Source organism: Kribbella sancticallisti (assembly GCF_039530625.1).
Taxonomy (GTDB): Bacteria; Actinomycetota; Actinomycetes; order Propionibacteriales; family Kribbellaceae; genus Kribbella; species Kribbella sancticallisti.
This window is the reverse complement of record NZ_BAAAOS010000018.1, coordinates 600,546-621,185: the sequence shown is the minus strand read 5'-3', so window position 1 is coordinate 621,185 and position 20,640 is coordinate 600,546. Positions and strand designations below refer to the sequence as shown.

Here is a 20,640-nt window from a genome sequence, read left to right as displayed (position 1 = left end):
ACACGACGCCGGTCGCTCGGGCGCGCAGCCGGTTTTGGCACGGCTGCGCAACCCGTAAACGACAGCGTCCGGAGCCCCCTGGGGTGCTCCGGACGCTGCCTCTCGTCTACTCGCCGGCGGACTTGCGGCGCTCGCGGTAGGCCGCCACGTGGAGGCGGTTGCCGCAGGTGCGGGCGTCGCAGTACCGCTTGGAGCGATTTCGGGACAGGTCGATGAGCGCATCGTCACAGTCCGGTGCCTCGCAGCGACGCAAACGTTCGCGTTCGCCCGCCGAGATCACCTGGGCGAGCGCGATACCGCACTCGACCGTGATCCGGCAGGTCAGCGACGCCCCGTCGCGCGAATAGTGGATGTGCCACGGATGCCCGTCGTGGTTCGTCAGCCGCGGCGTCGTCGTACCGCTCGCGACGATCGCGTTGATCATCGCCGCCGCCTCCGCGTCCGACCCGGTCGTGAAGACCGGCGCGAACAACGGCCGCAACTCGCGAACGTCCTGCAGATCGGTCTCCGTCAGGTTGCTGACCGCGCTGAACTCCCGCTCGTGGACGAACTTCTCCAGATCCTCGAGCGTTTCCATCGTGTCGACCTGGGTGTTCGGCCCGGGCAGAGTGTTGACCAGCCGGACCAACGTGGCGAGCGCGTGCTCGGTGTCGTGCGAGAAAGTCACAGTCATGTCTCCAACGCGACGGGGTCTCCGTCTTGCAGCAAGAGTAGCCCGGCCCGATTCGTACGTCGCGGACCAATGCGCTATGGTTTCACCCGCAACACAGTGCAACACAGACATCAGGGCGATTGGCGCAGTGGTAGCGCGCTTCGTTCACACCGAAGAGGTCACTGGTTCGAACCCAGTATCGCCCACCCCTGAAACATGCAGGTCAGAGCGGGAACCCGGCAGAAGCCGAGTCCCCGCTCTCGTCGTTTCAGCCCTCGTCAGACAGCGAAAAGGCAGCGAGCGCCCCCAAAACCCTCTCCTGAGACCCTCCCTGGACGTGGGTGTAGATCGCGAGCGTGGTCGTCGGCCGCTCATGCCCCATGACCCGCTGTACGTCGGGAACCGGCACACCCGAGGTGATCAGCCACGACGCGTACGAGTGCCGGAGGTCGTGAAACCGCAGCCCACCATCGGCTCGGCGTGAGACCGCCTTCACGGCCTGAGCCCGAGTCTGGAACAACTCGCTTTCGTCCCCGGCTGGGGTCGGCCAGCTCCCTCGGAACTTGTCGCTCTCCTCCGTGACGCATCCGAGCAATCCGGCCCGCACCAGCGACGGCCGCCAGATCCGCGCCCGGAAGAGCGTCCGTCGCAGCGGCGTACCTGCCTCATTGATGAACACCTCTCCCGCCTGGCCAGTCCCGTACAGCTCGCGGTACCCCTCCAGGAGATGCCCCACCATCGACGGGAGGGGCACCACTCGTCGGCCCGCCCGCGACTTCGGATAGGGCCTCGGGGTGACGTGCCCGTTGACCTCGACCGCGACCCGCTCGACCCGGATTGTCCCAGCCGCCGTATCGACCGACTCCCAGCGGAGCCCGACGCATTCACCCCAGCGCAGTCCGGTGCCACCAGCGAGAGCGACCAGCGCCCGGTGCCGCTCCGGGACCGCCGGAAGAAGCCGCTCCGTGAACTCCTCCCGGCTAATCGTCTGCCGGTCGCCCGCCGTCTGCCGCTTCTTCGGCAGACGAACATCCTTGGCCGGATTCACTGCGACCAGGCGATCCCGAATCGCGGCCTTGAGAACGGCACTGAACAAGCGATGACATTCGCCAACCGTCGACGGCGATAGCTGACGGGAAAGGCTCATCACCCACTTCTGCACCGATGAATGGTCGATCGCCGACAGCGGCGCATTCGCCCAGTGAGCGACCACGTGGTTCTTCAGCAGAGACAGATCACGCGCTCGCGTCGTGAGTTCGACATTGTGCGATTCCAGCCACTGCGCAGCGTATGAACCGAACTTGATGCGGCGGGCGGCATGAGGATCGACGTACGTCCCGGTGTTCTTCGCCGCTTCGATCGTTGCCAGGAAGGCCGCAGCCTCCCGGCGAGTGGTGAAGGTCTTCGACGGCTGGCGGCCGGTTGCGTCGCGCCAGCATGCTTTCCAGGATCCTGCCTGTGTCTTTCGGACGTAACCCATTGCGGTGTCAGCTCCAGTTCGATGCGGTGGCGAGGGTTGAGGTGTCGTCGGGAATCGGGGTGGCATCCAGCCACGTGTGGAAAGCACGGCGCGGCACGACCCAACGCGTTCCGAGTCGGCGCGCCGGAATCTGGCCAGTGCGGACCATCAGGTAGGCGGTGTTCCGGGAGACGGCCAACAGGCGAGCCACCTCCGGGACCGTGTAAACGAGCGCACGGAAGTCGTGAACGGTCGCCGTCGATTCGTCATCGGGGACGGGGATCAGATGCGGCACGGCCGCTTCGCTCTTCATGCGGCTCCAGAGGTCGAATCACTGCCGACAGCTCGGAGGGTCCAAGGCGTACCAGCCGTACCAGCCTCGTTTTCGCAGGTCAGGGCCAAGGAGGCTTGGTCGCGTGGTACGGCTTGAGCCGTACCAGTGGTGGAAGCCTCTTCGGGGCTGACCTGGGAAGTTACGGCTGGTACGTCTGGTACGGCTTCCTCCCCGGCTGGTTTTGGCTCGGGGCAGTAGCGGTTCCACGCGTCGGTGAAGTCGCTGCGGTAGTAGCCCTTGGCTTGCCCGGTCTGGAAGCGGATGGTGTCGCTGCGGATCTCGAAATCGCGTAGCAGGTTGCCGAGCTTCATCCCGGTGAGTCCGTCTTTGCCGATCGTTGCCCAAGGGCTTTCGGTGAGGGCCTTGAGCCGGTTCAGCAGTTCTTGCGTGGGCAGCGCGTCGGCGTCTTCGAAGACTGTGCGGCAGTCGGCCAGCAGCCGGGTGGGGATCGAGGTCTCGTCGCCCGCGTCGCGGTCGCTGGTGAGGGCTACAGCGGCCTTTCTGGCGGCCCGTGGCCATTGCCCGCCTGCCAGGTCGGCAATGGCGATCATCGGTTCCCAGGTGTCGGCCGCACGGTCTTCTAGTGGCATGTCGGGGGTTGCGTTGCGCAGCGTCTCGATGTGGGGGCTAAGCCACTGGCTGAGCCGTTGCCGTAGTGCGTCCAGCTCGGGTCCGTCGCGGCCGACGCGGTATGGGGCGACGTTCTCGCCGGGTGCTCTGCGACGCATGCGGATGACGGCTGCCCGGTCCTCGATCGTGTCGGGCATCGCGCCGATACCAGCGAGTGCGGCCATGGCGAACGTTGGGATCTTCTCCACCGACCGCGACCCGGCGTCGTAGCGCAGTGCCGGGCGGCCGCGCTGATGACCGGCGTTGAGCAGGCCGCGCAGGTCTTCGTTGTCTCCGGCCTTGGGGCCAAAAATCGTGTCGGCCTCATCGATCAGCAGCGTCGGCGGATCGGACGGCGCAACACCGATCGACCGATAGACCGCTGACGGGGAGGCATTCACAGTCATCAGGGGCCGGTGCGACATGCCCTCGACCGTGTCGAGCAGCCGCGACTTCCCACAGCGCCGCTCGGGTGCGCGGATCACCAAGCGGGGAGCACAGTTCCAGGCCGGTACGGCGTGCGTGGCAGCCACCCACAACACGACTGCGGTCAGCGCGGACGTGCTGGGCAAGATGACGTAACGGGTGATGGTCGCGGCCACGTCGTCCAGCAGCTCGGCGCCGTCGACGGCGTCGCCCTGGTCGTTGTCGTCGGTCATGCTGCAATCCCTTCGTCACGGAAACCGCCAGCGATGGCGGTCCTGATATCCCGGTCGGTTTGGGCGGCTTGGTGTCCTACGTAGGTCAGTGCGGTGACGGCTGCGGCCTGGTCAATGACTCCGGCCGCGACCATCCGCGCAACGCCACGTGCGGCCCCGTACAAGGTGGTGCGGCGCCTGCCCTTGGGGGCGCGGCGCACAGCGTCTAGGTGGGCGTCTAGGAGCTTGTCGGGGTGGGAGATGCCCCCGCCCGGTTGCGTTGGGGCTGGGGTGGTTTGCGGGGTGGACGATTCGGCCGGCATAGGCGGCAGGCAGGCGGAGACGAGAGCGGAGGGCATCTCCTCCACCTCGGGTCCGGTGGTGGACGCCCACCGGTACGGCAGCCCTGTGCGGTGGTGGAGCGAGGGCGGGAGGACGACGTAACCGCCATCGGCTTTGATGTCGATCCCGGGTCGGCCTGGCATCGGCCGGGACGGCATCGACGCTCCGGGGTGGCGGTAGTACAGGTGCTGTCCACCAGAGCCCGTGATCACCCGCAACGTGCGTGGGAGCAGTCCATCGCTTACGAGCTGGTGAAGGCTTTCGTTGCCGCCGTGGGCGGGGTCGACGTCGACCACTAGGAGCCCGGACACAGCGCCGGTGCGAACGGCGAGCTGCCCGTACGGGACAGCGGCAACAAGCGCTGTAATGCGGTGCGGGTCGGTGGTGGCGGCGTAGAAGCCGTGGCAGGTCAGGTGTCCGCAGGTCGCGGGGTCATGGTCGGTGGCAACCCGGCAGGCGTCGCAGTTGGCTACGGGCCGCTTGGAGCGTCCGAGCATGAACACCGGCCAGCCACGGTTGGCGGCGGCGAGTGCAGCGGTCAGGATCTCGTTCATCTGTCTGGTCTCCCCTCGAGGGATTCAGGCGGCGTAGGAGTTGGGGGTGGTGTTGCGGTAGTCGCCGGTCATGCACTCGACACAGCGCCCATCGCTGGTGGGAATGCAGTGGTCGGCTACCTGCCCGCACAGGCGGCAGCGGCGGCGCGCTTCCATGGCCTTGTCGAGTGCGTTGAGCTGGGCCGGTGAGGCGACGCGGGAGGGTTTGGCGAGGTCGAGGCGGTAGAGCCAGGCCCAGCGCTGCCCGTTGCGCCATACCAGCACCGCATAGGGTTCGTGGCCTCCGGGGCACATGCGCAGGGCGCGGAGCTGGCGGCGGGTGGCCAGTCCTGCGGGTGCCCACTTGAACCGGAACACCGGGGTTCCGTGCCAGTTCCAGCCGAGTGCCTGTTTGCCGTTCCACAAGGTGATCCACTGCGAGGCGGCCGGGTGGAGGCTGGCGCGGTCGATCAGCGGCGCGGTCACTTCCGGGCGCCTTTGCTGGTCGCGTTGCTGGCAGCGGCGTGGGTGCGCCGGTAGTAGCTGATGACCTTGCGGCCGAACCGGACCCGCAGCCCGGAGCCGTCGCAGCGGCCGCAGTGGCGGTAGGCGTTGCCGAACGGGGATTTGAACTTGCCGACGCCCTTGCAGCGGCGGCACTTCCCGAACGGCCAGACGGCACAGGTGAGCAGGTAGAACGCGATGCAGACGGTGACGACCAGGGCGACGGTGGCGACCTGTCCGGCCGTCTGAGCGGTGGTGGTGAGGTCGATCGAGGCGCTACCCAGGTAGCTACCGTGGGTAGCGGCATTCGGGATAGCGGTAGCGGCAGTGCTGGACATGGGAAGCCTCCAGAGGGCTGTTTTTGGGCGTGGAGAGCCGTGGCCGCTACCCGCTACGCGGGAACGAACGGCCTGGTCAGGTCTGGGTTGCGGGGTAGCGGGACGGGTAGCGTTGCCGCTACCGGTAGCGGTCGGGCCGCTACTTCAACTCGTCCCGCACCCCTGTTGAGTTGGTTACTCTGTGTTGCCCCGCGGTTAGGTGTCGCGGCGGGCGATGGCGGCGCGGATGTCGTCGGCTTTGGCGCCCTTGCGGGTGGCGCCGTCGCGTTTGACGTTGACGCTGGGCACGTTCAGCGCGCGGGCCTGAGCCGAGATGGCTTCGGGGGTGGTGCCGTCGTACTGCTCGGGCATCTGCTGAGCGAGCCGTCCGGCGATGGTGTCCCAGTGCGCGGCGGTGTCGGCGCCCATGACGGCCAGGACATCGGCCAGGACGTCGCGGGTGGCGCGCTCGATGTCTTCGCCTGCTGCCATGCCGGTCAACAACCCGAGCCGTTCGCGGTGCGCTCGGGCGGCGGTGAGGATCTTCTCCGCGTCGCTGTGATCGGCCAGGTAGGTCCGGACGGTGGGGGTGGCGTCGGAGGCGCCGTACAGGTAGCCGACGCCCCGGTACTCATCACCGACCGGCAGGGAGGCGGCGTCGAAGCCTTCGGCGTAGGCGTCACCACCGAGCACGGCTTCGGACACGATCCGGTTGCCGCACTTGAGCGCGAACCGTACGGCGTGGTTGTCCCTGTACCGGTTGAACAACCGGCCGACATCACCGGCGCCGACCCCGGACGGCTTCTGCGAGCTGGACACGATCACCACACCAGCGCTCGGCCCAACCGCCTGAATCCGCGAGAGCTTGGCGGCGATCTGCTTGTTGACCTCCTGGTCCTCGGTCTCGAAGTAGACCTGGAACTCCTCCATCACCATCACCAGCACCCGAAGATCCGGGTAGCGGGCATCCCTGGCGAGTTCCTCGGTCAGCTTGCCTTCCGGGCACACGCTGACTGGCAGCGTGGCGAGCTGGGTGTTGACGCGGTCGATGTGGGCCAGGACTTCGTCCAGGATGGCCATCAGGTTGGCGATCGGGTCCGGGTCATTCGGGCTGGGGTGGGTGCCGAAAACGATGCGGTGGGCAACCAGCTTGAACTTCAGCCAGTCCGGGGAGTTCTTGCCGTCGACAACGATCAGCTTCACGTACGGATCCAACGCGGCATGCAGCGCGACGAGGCGGGCCGCGAAGGTCTTGCCCTTGCGCGGCTGCGCACCGACTAGAAGCGAGATCCACATCAGCAACAGGCTGACGGGTGCGTCGCGTTCGTCTTTGCCGAACTTCGCCGGACGCCAAATTGAACGTGGCTTGCAGTCGAGCATGTCCGTACGGCCAACCGGGACCGCGAGCGGGTCACGGTCGGCGACGAACAGCATGTGGCGCCGCGAGCTGGTCTTGTCCGGGGACAGGAACACCTGGTTCACGTGCACGTCCAGCCCGGACGCGATCTTCTCCCGCGCGCCCTGCACATCGGACCAGCCCTTGCCGTACGGGAGATCCACCAGCACCTGTGACCCGGTATCGCGGGCATCGCGCGACATCTGGGACCCGAACCGGATCTCCTGATCGGCCTTGTCCGGCTTGCCGAGTCCGGCCGCGTAGTAGGCCCGCAGCACAATGTCAGAGTTCAGCTTCCGAAACCGAGGCGCGACCACCGCAGTACCGACCAGCGTCTGACCAGCCGGGCGACCGTAGTGCGCGGCAGCGGCGACCAGACCGGCACCGGCAGCCGCTACAGCGGCCGTAGGAGCTGCGTTCAGGGCGATCGGGGCACTGACCATTAGGCCGAGGTTCTGAGCCGCGAGAACGAAGCCACGCCACAGCCGGGTGCGCTTCAGCTCGCGGTGGATCTTCTCCCACTCCTTCAGCTCGTTGCCGTCAGCGGCCTTCTGCTCAAGGGCAAACGAGTTCGGCACCCACCACCACCGCAACTGGTTACGCACCACCCGCGACAGCCCGCGTCCCGCGAACCAGGCCAGCTTGCAGCCGTACCAAGGCGAGCGGACCGCGTGGAACGCGGCCACATGACCGGCACGGGCCAGCGCGCGCCGCGCGGTCGCGGGCAGGTTCTCCGGGCGCAGGTGTACGGGGATGATCGGCAGCCGCTCCCCGACCGCCACAGCGACCGGCGTGGCAGCCGTTGTGTCCACCGGGACCAGCACTTTGCCCGCACCGGGTGCGGTGTCGGTCTCGTCGTCCAGGGCGACTTCGTAGGCGGTGTCCATCCGCTCGACCTCACCGGCCGACAGCGTGACGGTTTTGCCGGCATCGTCGTCCGGGGTCTGCGAGGCGTCGTCGCGGCGGGCGCGGTGCGCGTCCAGGTCGATCGGCTCGGGCACGGTCTCGGTCGGCAGCTCGGTCATGTCAGTTCCCCTCACTGTGGGCGGGACGGGCGTGAATGAGGTGGGCCAGCGCGGCACCCATGCCGAGTACGGCGACGGGCAGGCAGGCCACGACAGTGGTGATCTGCCACGGCGCACGAGTGACGCCAGCGGCCTCCAGCAGGTGATAGGCGACTTGACCCAGCGCCCCGAGTCCGAGCGCGGCCAGAGCCGACACCTTCGCGAACCGGCGAGCACGAGCCGGGACACGGCCGGACAGCCACACCCGCAGCGCGAACGCGGCGTAGGTCTCGACACCGATCGGCAGCGTGATCGCCGAGTTGATCGTGAAATCGTCCGCGATACCGGGCAGCGGATGCACGACCCCAAACCCGGTCAGCTCACCGAGGCCGACCCAGCCCGACCAGACCGCGACGAACGCGGGCAGCGCCAGCAACAGCACCGGCCACGACCGCACCGGACGCGCGTCAGCCTCAGTCTCAGCAGCGGTCTTCGTGGTCGCCTCAACGGCCGAGGAGATGCCCCCGCCATCGGAAGCCGCGGGGACCAGCTCGCCCGGCTCGGCATCGGCAGCCGAGACCGGGTCTACAGGCTCCGTGACCTGCGAAAACTCCTCCGGGGCAACCTCGGGAGCCGTCTCGGGCAGGTCGGTCTCGGTGGCGGTCTCGTCCGGGTCTGGCACCGAGTGCAGCCGGGTCTCGTGGCGGTCCTCGGTGGTCAGGGCAGCGTGGACGGCCTTGGCCTTGTCCTTGCCAACATGCAGTGCCTTCATCAACTGGTTCTGTGACGGGACCCTGCCCAGCTCGGCCGCGAGGCGGCGTCCAGCCGGGATCAGGTCGGTTACCGGGACCGGGTACGACGTACGAAGCGGGGTGCTCATCGGTGCGTCTCCTTCCGGGTCAGCAGGTCGTGGGCGTCGGCCAGGAAGCCGACCAGAACGCACAGGTCGCCATAGGCGGTCGCGGTCTCATCTGAGACCTCACCGTGCGGGCGCATCTCGTTGTTCAGCACGAACCGGGACAGGTGCTCGAAACGTGCGCCTAGCTCTTCATTCACGGCGGCGGGGGAGTCGGTGCCGAGTTCGTCGGCCCACCGCTCGGGCAGCGTCTTCAGGCGGCGGTTCGCGATCGTCTTGCTACGCAAGAGGTGGGCGCTCATGCGACGCCCTCCATCTCTGCGCGGCGGTCGGCGAATCCCTCGGCGATGTCCAGCATCCGGCGTTCGGCCCGGCGGACCCGCCGCCAGTCCAGGACCGACGCGAACGGACCCGCGTTCATCAGCTCAATCTGTGCGTTCAACAGCTCCAGATCGGCAGCGATCTGCGGCCACTCCCGCTCGATAGCGGCGAGGTCCGCAGGGGTCGGCTCTTCGTCATTGACGGCCGACAGGTGGATGATGCTCATTGGGTGGTGCTCCTCTACGCAATGGATTAGTGCGACCCAGACGCCTCGGTGGTGCCAGCCACCGGGGCGTCATCTCGATTGCCCTAGCGTGCCCTAGGGTTTTGAATCTTGTCAATACACCGGCGTGCCCTAGTGGTTTCCGGTACGGTTGTGGGGTGGCGATCGACCGGAGCAGCGCACAGCCGCTGCAAGCACAGTTGGCAGATGACATCCGCCGTCGAATCCGCGCGGGGGAGTTCCCGCCGGGAGCGAAGCTCCCGCCGCTCCGTGCGCTGACGACCGAGTACGACGTGGCCGAAATGACGCTCCACAACGCGATCCGGGAGCTGCAGCGAGACGGACTGCTTGTGTCTTCCCGGGGCCGGGGCACCTTTGTCAGTGAGGACCTGTCCGGCCTCGATCTCGAAGGCGCTCAGCCATCCGTTCAGGACCAGCTCGCCGAGCTGCGCAGGACCGTCGAGGACCTCACCGTGAGGCTTGAAACGCTGGAATCTCATAGCGATAAGTCAACGGCCGATCGAGGCGTCAAACCATGAAAGGCGCCTGCAACTCGTCTGCACATTGCCCTGCACATCGGCGGTCTAGCTGAATGAATGTGCAGAGCAAGGCGTGGACCTCGGAGGCCGTTCAGGTGCTACAAGACGCCTACCGTGCCGTCGATCCGGCGATGACGGATGAGACGTTTGCACAGGACGTTCTCCGGGTCGCCCCCCGCACCCTGTACAACTGGCGGAAGCGCCCGCAGGCCACCCTCAGGCAAGACATGCAGGGGGTTCTGTCCCGGGCATTGGCAGATGCACCGCAGGCCGTCATTGAGCGATTCAGGGAGATGCGGCCCGCACTGGCGGCCGGGAGCGCTGCGCCCGAGGCTGGCCACTCATTGACTGTTTACCCTTCCGGCCTGGACGTGGCTGTGACGATCCTCCAGAACCTTGCAGAGCCGTCGGCCGACAGCGTCGTGTATCGCCCCGAGGGCCTTGCTGCAACGGTGCTCGACTGGCTCACGTCGGCGGTAGGGCAGGCGGTTGTCAGCGCCGACGGAAGCCGCGTTACAAGCGCGAACGTGCAGCAAGTCCGAACGATGATCACTGCGATCGACACCATCGAACGGCGGGCAGGCGGTGCGGAGTGCCGAGCGACTGCCCGCAGGTATCTGCACGATGTCGCCTTGCCGATGCTGCAAAAGGAGATCGAGGCGCAGTCTCGCTCCGAGCTGTTCTCCGCCGTCGCTGAGTTATGCGAAGTCGTTGGCTGGATGTACTACGACGCCGGACACCACGGCATGGGCCAGGCGTACTTCACTCAGGCGCTCCGGCTTGCCCGCGAGGTCGGGGATGTCGCGTTGTCGGCGTACCTGATGACGAGCATCACGCACCAGGCGCTTCACGTTGGGCAGGCCGCCTCAGCCTTGCGTGTAGCCAAAGCCGCCCAGAACGTTGCCGAGTCGGCCGGTAGCCCGCAGGTCCTGGTTGAGGCCGACCTGTTGGTTGCTCGATCACACGCCGCACTCGGAGCCGTGGGGGATGCGACATCCGCACTCCACAGAGCCGAGCGGTCATACGAGCAGATTGATGCGGTGGCACCGCGCGCCTGGGAGCCGCAGTGGGATGAAATCATGTTCGCCAGCCATGCAGGGACGTGCTGGAACGACCTCGGCAACACCACGGAAGCGAGGAGGCACCTCACTCAGGTCTGGGAAGGATCGAGAGACCGGCCCAGGCGCAGAATCTATAGCGCAGCCGAACTTGGGATTGCGGCAGCGCGAGAAGGCGAATTGGAACTCGCTTGTCACTACGGAGCGGAAATAGTCGCGCTGACGGGGCACGTTGATTCCATCCGTGCGCACCGCCACCTCGAACGCCTAGCCGTGAAGCTCAAACCGTTCATCACCACAAATGCTGTCCGAGACTTCTATGACCAAAGCGGGCTCAACTTAGAAGGTGCAGGTAAATGACCCACCCCTATCGTGACGTCGACCTAGCGGCCGATGGTGAACCCGAGAAGGAGTTCAACCCCGGTATCGCCGGACGGCTCCCGAAGAAGACAACGGCGGCGGGCGCTCTCGTGCGCAACAGCGAGGGCCTGATCCTCTTCTTGGAGGCGGTCTACAAGCCGACCCTTGAAATCCCCGGCGGCGTGACTGAGTTCGATGAGTCGCCTCTGGATGCGGTCCGGCGGGAAGCTCGGGAAGAGATCGGCATTGACATCGAGATCGGCTCACCGCTTGTCGTGGACTGGATTCCAGCCTCTGGCCCTTGGTTCGACGGAATCATGTTCATCTTCGACGGGGGAGTGCTGACAGACGATCAGATCGCTCAGATCACCCTCGACGCGACCGAAGCTCGCCGCTTCCAGTTCATGACGCTCGATGAGGCGGCTCCCCGCATGCGGCCGTCCATGGTCCGGCGGCTGTCGCGTGCGCAGCAGGCGCTTGAGCAGGGTGCTCCGATCTACGCGGAATTTGGCCGGCAACCGGAGCCCAGGGGGGCGGCTGAGACCGTCCCGGCCGAGAGGAACGGCTCCGTTGGTGAGTGAATCCCAGTGGCGGCAGTGAGGGAGGGTCTCAACGAGATGGCGCAGACTGATGATTCTGATCAATCGAATCGTGTAGATGCCAGCCTGGGCGATGCTCTAATTATTGGGATGACCGGCGGTAACTCGCATGACATCGACGAGCTGGGAATACCATTTCAAACAGAGGTGGGTTTGTCGGTCGGAGATCTCGGATTGACCCTCGCGGACGATACTGCCTCGATCGAAGATAGCTTTCCAAGTCTTCCCCCATTCCCTGTCTTCCGGCCTCGGGCGTCCGGTTTGGAGATCGCTGCGCTTGTTGGTTTCGGCGTATATCTCGCCAAGAAGCTCAGTGATCCCACGATCGACGCGTTGGGTGAGCAGCTCTACGCCAAGGTCGTCGGCCCGGCAGTACGAAAACTGTGGGGCAAGATGCGGCGCGGGGAGATACCTGCAAGAGCAGTAATATCGCGCTTCGATCACTGGTTCGACGGATCAGGTGTGCTTGTGAGAGTCGTCATCGTCAGCGACAGAGGAGCCGACGCGCCGGATATCGACGTGATCCCTGCCGCATTGCGGCAAGCAGCTGAATGGCTGCAAAGCAACGCCGTCACCCATAGGGTGTTGACGTACGAGATCATCGGCGGTCGCATACCGGCCACGCCTCGTCTCAGTGAGCCCATCTAGAGCCTCGATCTAGGCGCGCGGATACAGGCACGGGGGCGGCGCGGTGAGCAACTACTTCGGATTGCAATCTCCGCATTGATCTGGAATGCCGGACGGATCCACGGAGTACCCCCCTGGGAAGGCCTACCTTCTTGCGCCAAAAGTTGAGGCGACTACTGGAGTCATCCAGACGGTACACGTACTCCAACCGCAGCCAGAGCAGGCCCCAATGGCTCCAGGCAGCCTCGACGACATTGCGATCCGGGTCGTAATAGCACGTCACGTCGCCCATCCAGAACGATTCTCCGAATTCCTCGCCGTGGACGGTGCGCAGGTGTTTCGCAAGTTCGACGATGTCGAGGCGAATGCCGAGTTCCATCTCAAGATGTGTTGGCGAATCACGCACGCCGTCCAGAAATTCAATCACCTCTGCGCTGATCGAAACGCCCTCGGTGGCCAACCTGGTACAGATGTGCTTCACCCAGTATCGCGCAACTTCCTCCCTGCCAGACTTCCAATCGCCAGTAAAGATGTCAGACCATTGGAAGCGTGCATCCCGTAAGATCTGCTCTTCGTTGTTGGCGATGTACGCAGAGAATGTGTCGTACGCAGCGTCCATCGCTTGACTGCGGGCGTTGTTGCAGTTCTGGCACATTACCTTCGGGAACTTGAGTCGATCGGCGCGCGACGACTTCACTGGGGAGGCGCGACCCCCAGAACCGTGGCTGACCGCATCTGAGCCAGTCCACACACCAGCGCCGAATGCGCGCACCAGATCAGACCGCTTGAACTTGTGCTCACCCGAGTCAGCGACGGAGCCGCACCACCAGCACGCGCCGCCAAGGTTCACCCGCGCGGAGGCTGGCACCTGCGGGAGAACACTCGCACCATCGTCGTCAGCGGATCTGGGTTCCGTCACGTAGGTCAGCCTAGAGCGCCGGGCACATGATTGTCGGATTTATGGGCAGCGAGAAGGCAGCGAACGCGGTAAGGCTCCACGGGTTCAGGTGAGGGCTGTCACGCAGCGCAGCAGTTCCCGAGACGTGCGGCGAACCAGTGATACGCACAATCCGCCTTCACACCGAAGAGGTCACTGGTTCGAACCCAGTATCGCCCACGATGTCGATCGGCGACCTGTGCCCACCGGAAGCGTGGGCCTGGTCGCCATCGTCGTTTTGTGCGCCGGGCTTCGCCGGCGCCGGGCGGGGGCTTCGCCACCCGCACCCCCCTGTCTGTGGCGGGGGCGGGCTGTCGGCTGAACGCTGTGGTCGGGGTGGGTCTGTCGGGTGACTGCTGTGGCTGGGGTTCTGTCTGTCGGGTGATCTGTGGCGGGTGCTGTCTGTCGGGCATTTGTGGCTGGGCTGGTTACTTCTTTTGCTTGCTGGGGGGTCAGTAGTAGCGGCGGAGGTTGGGCCAGAGGGTGGACCAGGGGGATGCGGGGGCTGCGCAGAGGACGAGGGCGGTGCCTTGTTCTTCGTTGTCTACGTCTTGGTGGTTGTCCACCGTGCCTACCTGGTTGCAGTCCTTGAAGTTGCTTTCGTACTGCGGGCTGCGCTCCTGGGCGACCAGGAGGACCGGGCCGTCCTGGGTGTCGGCGGGGCGGGACCAGTCGTAGAAGCTCATGTGGCCGGAGTAGGCCGTGGGTAGGCCGTGGTCGGGGCCGTACTTGATGAGGGCGCCTGCTTGGCCGTAGTTGCCGGCGAAGAGGGTGGCGCGGGCGCGCTGGTCCTCGGGGATGGTTTGCCAGGCGGCGGCTACGGCGGAGGTGAGTTCGGGCCAGCCGATCTGCTCGCCTTGTTCCTGGTTGACGGGGATGACGAAGTTGACGGCCGATGTGGGGAGCACCGGCAGGGTGAAGAGGGCTGAGGTCAGGGCGGTGAGGACCAGGCCGACTGCGAGCGGAGTACGGCGGGAGCGGGTGCGGGTAACCCAGTCGATCGTGGGTTGTGCTCCGGCTGCTACCAGGACCAGGAGTAGCGGGAGGGCGTAGTACGACTTGCCGCCTAGGGCTAGGACGAGTACGCAGAGGATGGGGTAGGCCAGGGCGACGGGGCGGGACCAGCGGAGGGCGGGGGAGCGCCACAGGCGGAGGAATCCGGCGATCCAGATCGGCACCAGGAACGGGGAGAGCTGGAGGATCTGGAGCGGGATGAACATAATCCGGTTCTCGGTGCCGTCGTCCTCGCTGATGCCTCCAGCAACGGTGAGCTGCGGCCAGTCATGCGTCGCCTGCCAGATCAGGTTGGGGGCGGCGATCGCCGCGGCCACGCCGATGCCGGCGAGCAGCCACCACGTTCGCAGGATCTGCCGCGGGCCGAGAATCAGGACGGCGACGAGCAACGCCGCGAGCGGAAGAACGACCAAATACTTGTTCTCCAGGGCGATCCCGGTCGCCAGACCGAGGGCGAGCCACCAGCGGCCGTCGCCGGTACGGAGCAACTTCACAGCCAGCAGGGCGATGACCATCCATGCCAGCAAGTCGTACGTCGCGGTCGAGGCGAGGTGGCCGACGCCCAGCAGGAACCCCGACAGCGCGGCACACACAGCGGCGAGGACCTGCGCGCGCCGGTCGTTCGCGAACTCCCTGGCGATCAGCGCGACGACCACCACGGTCGCGGCGGCCGCGAGCGTGGAGAGCACCCGCAGGCCCATCGGAGTACTGCCGAAGATCGTCGTCGAGATCTTGACCAGCAGGGGAGTGAGTGGCGGCTGGTCGACGTATCCCCAGGCGAGGTTGTCCGCCGCGACGAGGAAGTACAGCTCGTCCCGGTGGAAGCCGTAGCGCCCCGACAGCGCGGTCAGGACGACCGCCAGCGCGAGGGCGATTCCCGCAACAGGACGAGTAGCGAAGGCAGGCACCGACGGGCGAGTGTCAGTCATCCCCGCATGCTGACAGCCACCGGGGGTCGCCGGACACGTTTCGTCTGGAATTAGCCACTCAGTTCAGAAAGTGTGGGTCCTCCTCACGATCGAGGAGCAGGGACTTGCCGGCGAGCGAGTCGTCGGTGACGAGTCGGACGACAGTATCGGTGAGGGTCTGCAGAGGCACCTGGGTCGGGCCGCGATCAGCCGGAGGGAGAGCGGCGCGTTCGGCGATGCCGCGCTCGGTGGCCACCCAGTCGGGGACGATGCAGTTGACTCGCACTTGGTGGGTGTCCCGAAGCGGTGCGAGAGTCGCGGTCAGGCGGATGAGCGCGGCCTTGGCGGCGCTGTATTCGGGGGAGACGTGAGGGTCGAAGCCCAAGCCCGCGGTCGAGCTCATCATGATGATCGCGCCGCCGCCAGCCTCGCGCATCGAGTCCAAAGCCAGTTGGGTGGCGAGCATTGGCGCGCGCAGATTGAGGTCGAGCGCGGCGGACCAGCGGTCGACGCTCGCTTCGGGAAAGCACGGCCGCAGTACTGCGCCGCCGCCCGCGTTGTTGATCAGTATTTGCGGGCGAGACGCCATGAGCTTCGCCACCGACGAGTCATCGCGCAGATCAGCGACCACGTACCGAGCCGCTGGGCCAATCAACGCCTGCGTCTGGCGCAGGCCGTCCTCATCGATGTCAGCGAGCACAACCTCGGCACCGTCGGCAGCCAACCGCTGCGCGACTGCTCGACCGATGCCGACCGCCGCACCCGTCACGACCGCGACCTTGCCGGAAATCTGCATCCGAAACCTCCAAAACCCCACCCTGCAGGAGGCCTCCGACAGAAATAGCTCAGAGCGCGACGATCTGCAGTACGGCGGCGCCTGCCCCGGCGGTGAGACTCTGCAGCGGCCCGTCGGGCGCAGGGCTCGACCAGTCCGGCCCGATCAGGCCATCGCCAACTCGGCGGTTCTCCCAGGCGCGAGCAGCGTTCCGGCGCAAGTACGGCAGGTACTGCGGTTGGCCCAGGTCGACCGCGAGCCGATGGAGGTGGCGCACCAGCACCGGCTTGAAGCCAGCACCATCCCCAATGCCCTCGAACGGCAGGCCGTCGGGCAACTCACCCAGGACCCAATCCGCAGTAGACAGCGCATCCGACAGATAGCTGCCATCACGCGTCGCCTTGTAGAGCGCCGTAGCGGCCCCGATGTAGTAACCCGGGTTGTAGGTGTGCAGCGTCTTCACCGACGTGCCCTGCTCGATCCGGTCGTACACAGCGCCGCCGGCCTGCAGGTTGCTCTTGATCCAGCTGTAGAGCGTCTGCGCCCGATCCAGGTACTGCGTATCGCCGGTCGCCGCGTACACCTTCACCGAGGTGATCGCGGCCGGCCCGTTCGTCGCCACGTTCTTCTGGTCCCGCACGGACCGGCGCCACCAGATGCCGCCGTTGTAGGTGGCGTCTCGGTGCGCCCAGATCGAATCCAGGATGCTGCGAGCCCGGTCGAGATAGCGGTCCTGTCCGGTGAGCTCGTAGGCGCGAGCACTGCCCTGCGCCCACCACCCCATGTCGTCGTTGTAATCGATAAGGAAATCCGGGTAGAACCCGGCGAAGCCGTCATAGATGTCGTGGATCAGTTCCTCGTACAGCCCGGTCCGCTCGTGGGCGTCCATCACCAGATCCCAGAGCTGCGCCTCCCACCAGAAGTCGGTGTAGAGCCCGTCCCGCGGGCCGATCGCGTGCTCGGGGTGGATCCGCCGGTCGCTGTAGGTGGTGAAGTACCGCGCCGCGGGATCCCAGAAGCTCTCCAGGAACGAGGCGAGAACCTGGTCGGCGGGAGAACTCATGCGGGCCGCCTATCGGAGTCGGGGTGCTCGGATGCTAGAGAGCCGACTTGGTATAGGTCAATATGCCGGATCCGCCCTCTTGCCTCAGCGCGGCCAGCCTGTGATGGTATATCAACCTGACTCGGCAGGAAGGCGATCACGGTGGCATTGCTCTACGAGCGGATCAGCACCCACGTGCTCGAGGAGATCCGCAGCGGCGTGCTCGGCCCGGGCGACCGGGTCGCCTCGGAGATGGAACTCGCCGCCCAGTTCGAGGTCAGCCGGATCACCTCGAAGCGGGCCCTCGAAGTACTGCGGGAGGCCGGCCTGATCGAGCGGATCCGCGGCAAGGGCTCGTTCGTGGTGAAGCATCTGCCCGATCTGGACGGCGTCACCACGCCGCTCAGGGGAGCCCTGCGCCCGGCCCGGCGGAACCAGTGGCCGGGGACGATCGCGCTCGTAGTACCGGATCTGTCGGAGTCGTACGGGCTGGAGTTGCTCCAGGCGATCGAGGAGCGCTGCGCCGAGGAAGGCGCGAACCTGATCGTACGGCGTACTCGCGGTCGTCAGGCCGATGAGGAACAAGCCGTCGAATCGCTGGTCGGGTCAGGCGAAGTGGACGGGTTGATCGTCTTCCCCGTGCACGGCGACTTCTACAACGCGAGCCTGCTGCGGCAGGTACTGGACGGGTATCCGCTGGTGCTGGTCGATCGGCATCTGTCCGGCATCCCGGTGTCGGCGGTGCACACCGACAACGTCGCGGCGTCGCGCGCGCTGACCGAGAGACTGCTCGATCTCGGGCATCGCCAGATCGCGTTCGTGTCGCCGCCGCCGCTGAACACGTCCAGCATCGAGGATCGGCTGGAGGGTTTCCGGGCGGCGTTCGCCGAGCGCGAGCCGGGGAACTACCAGGCGCATCAGTTGACGGAGTTGCGCAGTACCTTGCCGGGGTCGTTCACGCCGGAGAGCGTGCGGTCCGACCTGGAGCTGATCCGGGCCTTCCGGGACCGCTTCCCTGAGGTGACGGCGTACGTGGCGTGTGAGTACAACCTGGCGCGGATGCTGGATCGGGCGCTCGGACGGCCCCGCGAGCAGGTGATCAGCTGCTTCGATTCCCCGGGTGATCCGATCGCCGGGCCGCCCTATCTGCATGTTCGCCAGAATCAGACCGAGATGGGTCGGCAGGCAGTCGATCTGCTGCTGGCCCAGCTCCGGGGCGAGTCGGTGCCGAAGCTGTCGATCGTGCCGTTCGAACTGGTCGATGCCGCGGATTCCTGAGACACCGGACTTTCGGCAGTACTGCGCCGGCCGTGGCGCTGTGTAGCGTCTAGGCGTGAACTGGCAGCGGGTGGGCGACCTCGGGCTGTGGGGTGGCCTGGCGCTTGTGGTGCTCGCCGAGAGTGGCGCTCGCAACGATCCGGCCTGGATGCAGGCCGGGTGTCTGGCGATTCTCGGCGCGGCCGTTCTGATCCGGCGGTCCTGGCCGGTCGTCGCGCTGAGTCTGGTGATCGGCGCCGAGGTGGTGATCCTCGCGGTCTGCCTGGGAACGACCAAGGGTGTGCCGATCGCCCTGCTGCCGGCGATCTCTGTGCTGAGCTACCTGTCGGGGCGGCGGGAGACCAAGCTCAAGCACTTCGTGATCATGGCGAGCTGGGAGCTCGTCGCGCTGCTGGTGCTCGCGCTGGTGATCCATCCCGAGGTCGTCGTCTCGGAGGCCGTGCTCAGCTGGCTGTTGATCCTGCTGATGTCCCTGCTGGTCGTCGTGTTGCCCTGGCTGATCGGCCGGTACCGCGCCCAGCAGGCCTTGCTCGCCTCAGCCGGGTGGGATCGGGCCGAGCGGATCGAGCGCGAGCACCGGATGGAGCTCGATCAGGAGAGGCTCAGAGAGCGCTCCCGGATCGCCGAGGACATGCACGACTCGGTCGGCCACGAGCTGAGCCTGATCGCCTTGCGGGCGGCGGCTCTGGAGGTCGACTCGGACCTGCCCGAACGGCATCGCCGCGCTGCCACCGAGTTGCGCGAGGCCGCCGCCACCGCGACGGAACGGCTCGGCGAGATCATCGGCGTACTGCGGGACGGCGAGGCGTCGGTGGTTCCCGCGCAGGAGACCGTCGCGGAGTTGGTTGATCGGGCGGCTGCTTCGGGGCTGGCGGTGAAGCTCGTGCAGGAAGGCACGGCCGAGCTCTCGCCGATGGTGGACCGCGCCGTGCACCGCGTAGTACAGGAGTCGCTCACCAACGCCAGCAAGCACGCGCCTGGTGCCGAGGTGACCGTGACGGTCTCGCACGTCGCGGACGAGGTGGTGGTCCGGGTCGTCGACACCGGCGCCACCCGGCGGGTGCCCGCGGAGGTGCCGTCCACCGGTCGCGGCCTGACCGGGTTGACCGAACGGGTCCGGATCGTCGGCGGCACCTTGTCCGCCCAGCGGCGCCCCACCGCCGGATTCGAGGTCCACGCCAGGATCCCCACGGCGGGCGGCCGCGCCGAACCCGAAGTACCGGTGGAGTCCGCGACCGCCGACGAACGCGCCACCGTACGCCGGAACGCTCGGCGCGGGCTGATCACCGTCATCGCGGCGCCGGCGGTGCTCGGGGCCGTCGTCGGGGTAGTTGCCCTGGGCTACTACCTGGTGGCCGGGTACAACTCGATCCTGCGGCCGAAGGAGTACGACACCTTGCGGCTCGGGGCTCCCCTGGCGGAGGTCGAGAAGCTGCTGCCGCCGATGCAGATGGTCGATCCGCCGAGTGACAGACTGGCCGAACCGGAGGACTGGACCTGCCGGTTCTACCGGCCCGATGGTCCGTTCTCCATCAACTACGCCTACCGGCTGTGCTTCCACGAGGGCGTCCTGGTCGCCAAGAACATCGTCCAGACGGGCTCGGTCCAGCCCACCACCGAAGGAACTCCGTGACGATCAGGGTGCTGCTGGCAGACGACGAGGCGATGGTCCGGGCGGGGGTGCGGGCGATCCTCGGATCGGACGACGCGATCGACGTCGTGGCGGAGGCGGCCGACGGCCTGGAGGCGGTCGAGGCGGCGCAGCGGCACCGGCCTGACGTCGCGGTACTGGACATCCGGATGCCGCGGATGGACGGGCTGGCCGCCGGCGCGGAGATCCGGCGGACCGTGCCCGGGACGGCGGTCGTGATGCTGACCACCTTCTCCGAGGACGCCTACATCGCGAAAGCGCTGGGTGACGGCGCGAGCGGGTTCCTGCTGAAGTCGGGTGATCCGCGCGAGCTGATCGCCGGGCTGAAGGCCGTTGCCGACGGCGCCGCGTACCTGTCGCCCAAGATCGCACAGCGAGTGATCGCCGAACTCGGTGCGGGCTCCGGCGGCGGCCGGATGTCGCGAGCGGCGGCTGCCAAAGAACAGGTCGAGGTGCTGAGCCCGCGGGAGCGGGAAGTGCTCGCGCTCGTCGGTGCCGGACTGTCGAACGCCGAGATCGCCAGGCGGCTGTTCCTGGTCGAGGGAACGGTGAAGGCGTACGTCAGCGCGATCCTGACCCGGCTGGCAGTCAAGAACCGCGTGCAGGCCGCGATCGTCGCCTACGAAGCGGGTCTGGTGACCGATTGAGCGACCGGTCGGCAGAC

22 protein-coding genes and 1 tRNA gene are annotated in these 20,640 nt (G+C 66.6%); 8 read left to right on the top strand and 15 right to left on the bottom strand.

The window, feature by feature from the left end:
• Window positions 1-106: 106 nt before the first annotated feature.
• Complete coding sequence (locus tag ABD255_RS13270; protein WP_344213450.1) at window positions 107-673, bottom strand: CGNR zinc finger domain-containing protein; 567 nt, start codon at window positions 671-673, stop codon at window positions 107-109.
• A gap of 113 nt (window positions 674-786) precedes the next feature.
• On the opposite strand from ABD255_RS13270, the gene ABD255_RS13265 reads away from it, so the two are divergent.
• Window positions 787-858 (top strand) — tRNA-Val (locus ABD255_RS13265).
• Window positions 859-920: 62 nt separating this feature from the next.
• Here ABD255_RS13265 and ABD255_RS13260 read toward each other — a convergent pair.
• The 10 genes from ABD255_RS13260 to ABD255_RS13215 form a co-directional block, all read right to left on the bottom strand.
• On the bottom strand, window positions 921-2,132 hold the full coding sequence (locus ABD255_RS13260) for a tyrosine-type recombinase/integrase (RefSeq protein WP_344213448.1): 1,212 nt from the start codon (window positions 2,130-2,132) through the stop codon (window positions 921-923).
• A gap of 7 nt (window positions 2,133-2,139) precedes the next feature.
• On the bottom strand, window positions 2,140-2,424 hold the full coding sequence (locus tag ABD255_RS13255; RefSeq protein WP_344213446.1) for a helix-turn-helix domain-containing protein: 285 nt from the start codon (window positions 2,422-2,424) through the stop codon (window positions 2,140-2,142).
• Window positions 2,421-3,713 (bottom strand): DUF3631 domain-containing protein, encoded by a 1,293-nt coding sequence (locus ABD255_RS13250; RefSeq protein WP_344213444.1) that lies wholly within the window; start codon window positions 3,711-3,713, stop codon window positions 2,421-2,423. Before ABD255_RS13250 ends, ABD255_RS13255 begins: the two co-directional genes overlap by 4 nt.
• Window positions 3,710-4,588 (bottom strand): bifunctional DNA primase/polymerase, encoded by an 879-nt coding sequence (locus ABD255_RS13245; protein WP_344213442.1) that lies wholly within the window; start codon window positions 4,586-4,588, stop codon window positions 3,710-3,712. The genes ABD255_RS13250 and ABD255_RS13245 overlap by 4 nt, the downstream gene beginning before the upstream one ends.
• Window positions 4,589-4,612: 24 nt before the next feature.
• A complete protein-coding gene (locus ABD255_RS13240) occupies window positions 4,613-5,053 on the bottom strand; it encodes an RRQRL motif-containing zinc-binding protein (protein WP_344213440.1) in 441 nt (146 codons plus the stop codon).
• Entirely contained in the window at window positions 5,050-5,409 is a 360-nt protein-coding gene (locus ABD255_RS13235) for a hypothetical protein (RefSeq protein WP_344213438.1), read from the bottom strand. The genes ABD255_RS13240 and ABD255_RS13235 overlap by 4 nt, the downstream gene beginning before the upstream one ends.
• A gap of 195 nt (window positions 5,410-5,604) precedes the next feature.
• The gene (locus tag ABD255_RS13230; RefSeq protein WP_344213436.1) at window positions 5,605-7,809 is read right to left on the bottom strand and encodes a cell division protein FtsK; all 2,205 of its coding nucleotides are present in this window, start codon (window positions 7,807-7,809) and stop codon (window positions 5,605-5,607) included.
• Between the two features lies 1 nt (window position 7,810).
• The gene (locus tag ABD255_RS13225; RefSeq protein ID WP_344213434.1) at window positions 7,811-8,668 is read right to left on the bottom strand and encodes an ABC transporter permease; all 858 of its coding nucleotides are present in this window, start codon (window positions 8,666-8,668) and stop codon (window positions 7,811-7,813) included.
• Window positions 8,665-8,946: a hypothetical protein gene (locus ABD255_RS13220; RefSeq protein ID WP_344213432.1), complete on the bottom strand. Its 282-nt coding sequence runs from the start codon at window positions 8,944-8,946 to the stop codon at window positions 8,665-8,667. Before ABD255_RS13220 ends, ABD255_RS13225 begins: the two co-directional genes overlap by 4 nt.
• Window positions 8,943-9,191 carry a DUF6284 family protein gene (locus ABD255_RS13215; protein ID WP_344213430.1) on the bottom strand — a complete coding sequence of 83 codons (249 nt, stop codon included), beginning with the start codon at window positions 9,189-9,191 and terminating at the stop codon, window positions 8,943-8,945. Before ABD255_RS13215 ends, ABD255_RS13220 begins: the two co-directional genes overlap by 4 nt.
• A 155-nt stretch (window positions 9,192-9,346) precedes the next feature.
• Here ABD255_RS13215 and ABD255_RS13210 point away from each other — a divergent pair, with 155 nt between their 5' ends.
• The 4 genes from ABD255_RS13210 to ABD255_RS13195 are packed head-to-tail and all read left to right on the top strand — an operon-like array spanning window position 9,347 to window position 12,392.
• Window positions 9,347-9,727 (top strand): GntR family transcriptional regulator, encoded by a 381-nt coding sequence (locus tag ABD255_RS13210; protein WP_344213428.1) that lies wholly within the window; start codon window positions 9,347-9,349, stop codon window positions 9,725-9,727.
• A 53-nt stretch (window positions 9,728-9,780) separates the two neighbouring features.
• Window positions 9,781-11,145 carry an NsdA family TPR-like regulatory protein gene (locus tag ABD255_RS13205; protein WP_344213426.1) on the top strand — a complete coding sequence of 455 codons (1,365 nt, stop codon included), beginning with the start codon at window positions 9,781-9,783 and terminating at the stop codon, window positions 11,143-11,145.
• Window positions 11,142-11,726: an NUDIX domain-containing protein gene (locus ABD255_RS13200; protein ID WP_344213424.1), complete on the top strand. Its 585-nt coding sequence runs from the start codon at window positions 11,142-11,144 to the stop codon at window positions 11,724-11,726. The genes ABD255_RS13205 and ABD255_RS13200 overlap by 4 nt, the downstream gene beginning before the upstream one ends.
• A gap of 36 nt (window positions 11,727-11,762) precedes the next feature.
• On the top strand, window positions 11,763-12,392 hold the full coding sequence (locus ABD255_RS13195; protein ID WP_344213422.1) for a hypothetical protein: 630 nt from the start codon (window positions 11,763-11,765) through the stop codon (window positions 12,390-12,392).
• Here the strand turns inward: ABD255_RS13195 and ABD255_RS13190 are convergent.
• The 4 genes from ABD255_RS13190 to ABD255_RS13175 all read right to left on the bottom strand — a co-directional run bounded on the left by ABD255_RS13190 (window position 12,376) and on the right by ABD255_RS13175 (window position 17,068).
• A complete protein-coding gene (locus ABD255_RS13190) occupies window positions 12,376-13,221 on the bottom strand; it encodes a hypothetical protein (protein ID WP_344213420.1) in 846 nt (281 codons plus the stop codon). The genes ABD255_RS13195 and ABD255_RS13190 overlap by 17 nt on opposite strands.
• Window positions 13,222-13,760: 539 nt before the next feature.
• Window positions 13,761-15,251 (bottom strand): ArnT family glycosyltransferase, encoded by a 1,491-nt coding sequence (locus tag ABD255_RS13185; protein ID WP_344213418.1) that lies wholly within the window; start codon window positions 15,249-15,251, stop codon window positions 13,761-13,763.
• Between the two features lie 58 nt (window positions 15,252-15,309).
• Window positions 15,310-16,026 (bottom strand): SDR family NAD(P)-dependent oxidoreductase, encoded by a 717-nt coding sequence (locus ABD255_RS13180; protein ID WP_344213416.1) that lies wholly within the window; start codon window positions 16,024-16,026, stop codon window positions 15,310-15,312.
• A 49-nt stretch (window positions 16,027-16,075) separates the two neighbouring features.
• Window positions 16,076-17,068, bottom strand: coding sequence for a glycoside hydrolase family 76 protein (locus tag ABD255_RS13175; protein WP_344213414.1), 993 nt, complete (start codon window positions 17,066-17,068; stop codon window positions 16,076-16,078).
• 141 nt (window positions 17,069-17,209) lie between these two features.
• On the opposite strand from ABD255_RS13175, the gene ABD255_RS13170 reads away from it, so the two are divergent.
• Genes ABD255_RS13170 through ABD255_RS13160 form a run of 3 tightly spaced genes read left to right on the top strand, consistent with a single transcriptional unit; the run spans window position 17,210 to window position 20,623 of the window.
• Window positions 17,210-18,325, top strand: a complete 1,116-nt coding sequence (locus tag ABD255_RS13170) for a GntR family transcriptional regulator (RefSeq protein ID WP_344213412.1) — start codon at window positions 17,210-17,212, stop codon at window positions 18,323-18,325.
• A 55-nt stretch (window positions 18,326-18,380) separates the two neighbouring features.
• Complete coding sequence (locus ABD255_RS13165; protein WP_344213410.1) at window positions 18,381-19,958, top strand: sensor histidine kinase; 1,578 nt, start codon at window positions 18,381-18,383, stop codon at window positions 19,956-19,958.
• The gene (locus tag ABD255_RS13160) at window positions 19,955-20,623 is read left to right on the top strand and encodes a response regulator (RefSeq protein ID WP_344213408.1); all 669 of its coding nucleotides are present in this window, start codon (window positions 19,955-19,957) and stop codon (window positions 20,621-20,623) included. Before ABD255_RS13165 ends, ABD255_RS13160 begins: the two co-directional genes overlap by 4 nt.
• Window positions 20,624-20,640 lie beyond the last annotated feature (17 nt).

Coding starts and splice junctions, on each gene's coding strand:
- ABD255_RS13270 (WP_344213450.1), bottom strand. CDS start 673: ATGACTGTGACTTTCTCGCACGACACCGAGCACGCGCTCGCCACGTTG.
- ABD255_RS13260 (WP_344213448.1), bottom strand. CDS start 2,132: ATGGGTTACGTCCGAAAGACACAGGCAGGATCCTGGAAAGCATGCTGG.
- ABD255_RS13255 (WP_344213446.1), bottom strand. CDS start 2,424: ATGAAGAGCGAAGCGGCCGTGCCGCATCTGATCCCCGTCCCCGATGAC.
- ABD255_RS13250 (WP_344213444.1), bottom strand. CDS start 3,713: ATGACCGACGACAACGACCAGGGCGACGCCGTCGACGGCGCCGAGCTG.
- ABD255_RS13245 (WP_344213442.1), bottom strand. CDS start 4,588: ATGAACGAGATCCTGACCGCTGCACTCGCCGCCGCCAACCGTGGCTGG.
- ABD255_RS13235 (WP_344213438.1), bottom strand. CDS start 5,409: ATGTCCAGCACTGCCGCTACCGCTATCCCGAATGCCGCTACCCACGGT.
- ABD255_RS13230 (WP_344213436.1), bottom strand. CDS start 7,809: ATGACCGAGCTGCCGACCGAGACCGTGCCCGAGCCGATCGACCTGGAC.
- ABD255_RS13225 (WP_344213434.1), bottom strand. CDS start 8,668: ATGAGCACCCCGCTTCGTACGTCGTACCCGGTCCCGGTAACCGACCTG.
- ABD255_RS13220 (WP_344213432.1), bottom strand. CDS start 8,946: ATGAGCGCCCACCTCTTGCGTAGCAAGACGATCGCGAACCGCCGCCTG.
- ABD255_RS13215 (WP_344213430.1), bottom strand. CDS start 9,191: ATGAGCATCATCCACCTGTCGGCCGTCAATGACGAAGAGCCGACCCCT.
- ABD255_RS13205 (WP_344213426.1), top strand. CDS start 9,781: ATGAATGTGCAGAGCAAGGCGTGGACCTCGGAGGCCGTTCAGGTGCTA.
- ABD255_RS13200 (WP_344213424.1), top strand. CDS start 11,142: ATGACCCACCCCTATCGTGACGTCGACCTAGCGGCCGATGGTGAACCC.
- ABD255_RS13195 (WP_344213422.1), top strand. CDS start 11,763: ATGGCGCAGACTGATGATTCTGATCAATCGAATCGTGTAGATGCCAGC.
- ABD255_RS13185 (WP_344213418.1), bottom strand. CDS start 15,251: ATGACTGACACTCGCCCGTCGGTGCCTGCCTTCGCTACTCGTCCTGTT.
- ABD255_RS13180 (WP_344213416.1), bottom strand. CDS start 16,026: ATGCAGATTTCCGGCAAGGTCGCGGTCGTGACGGGTGCGGCGGTCGGC.
- ABD255_RS13175 (WP_344213414.1), bottom strand. CDS start 17,068: ATGAGTTCTCCCGCCGACCAGGTTCTCGCCTCGTTCCTGGAGAGCTTC.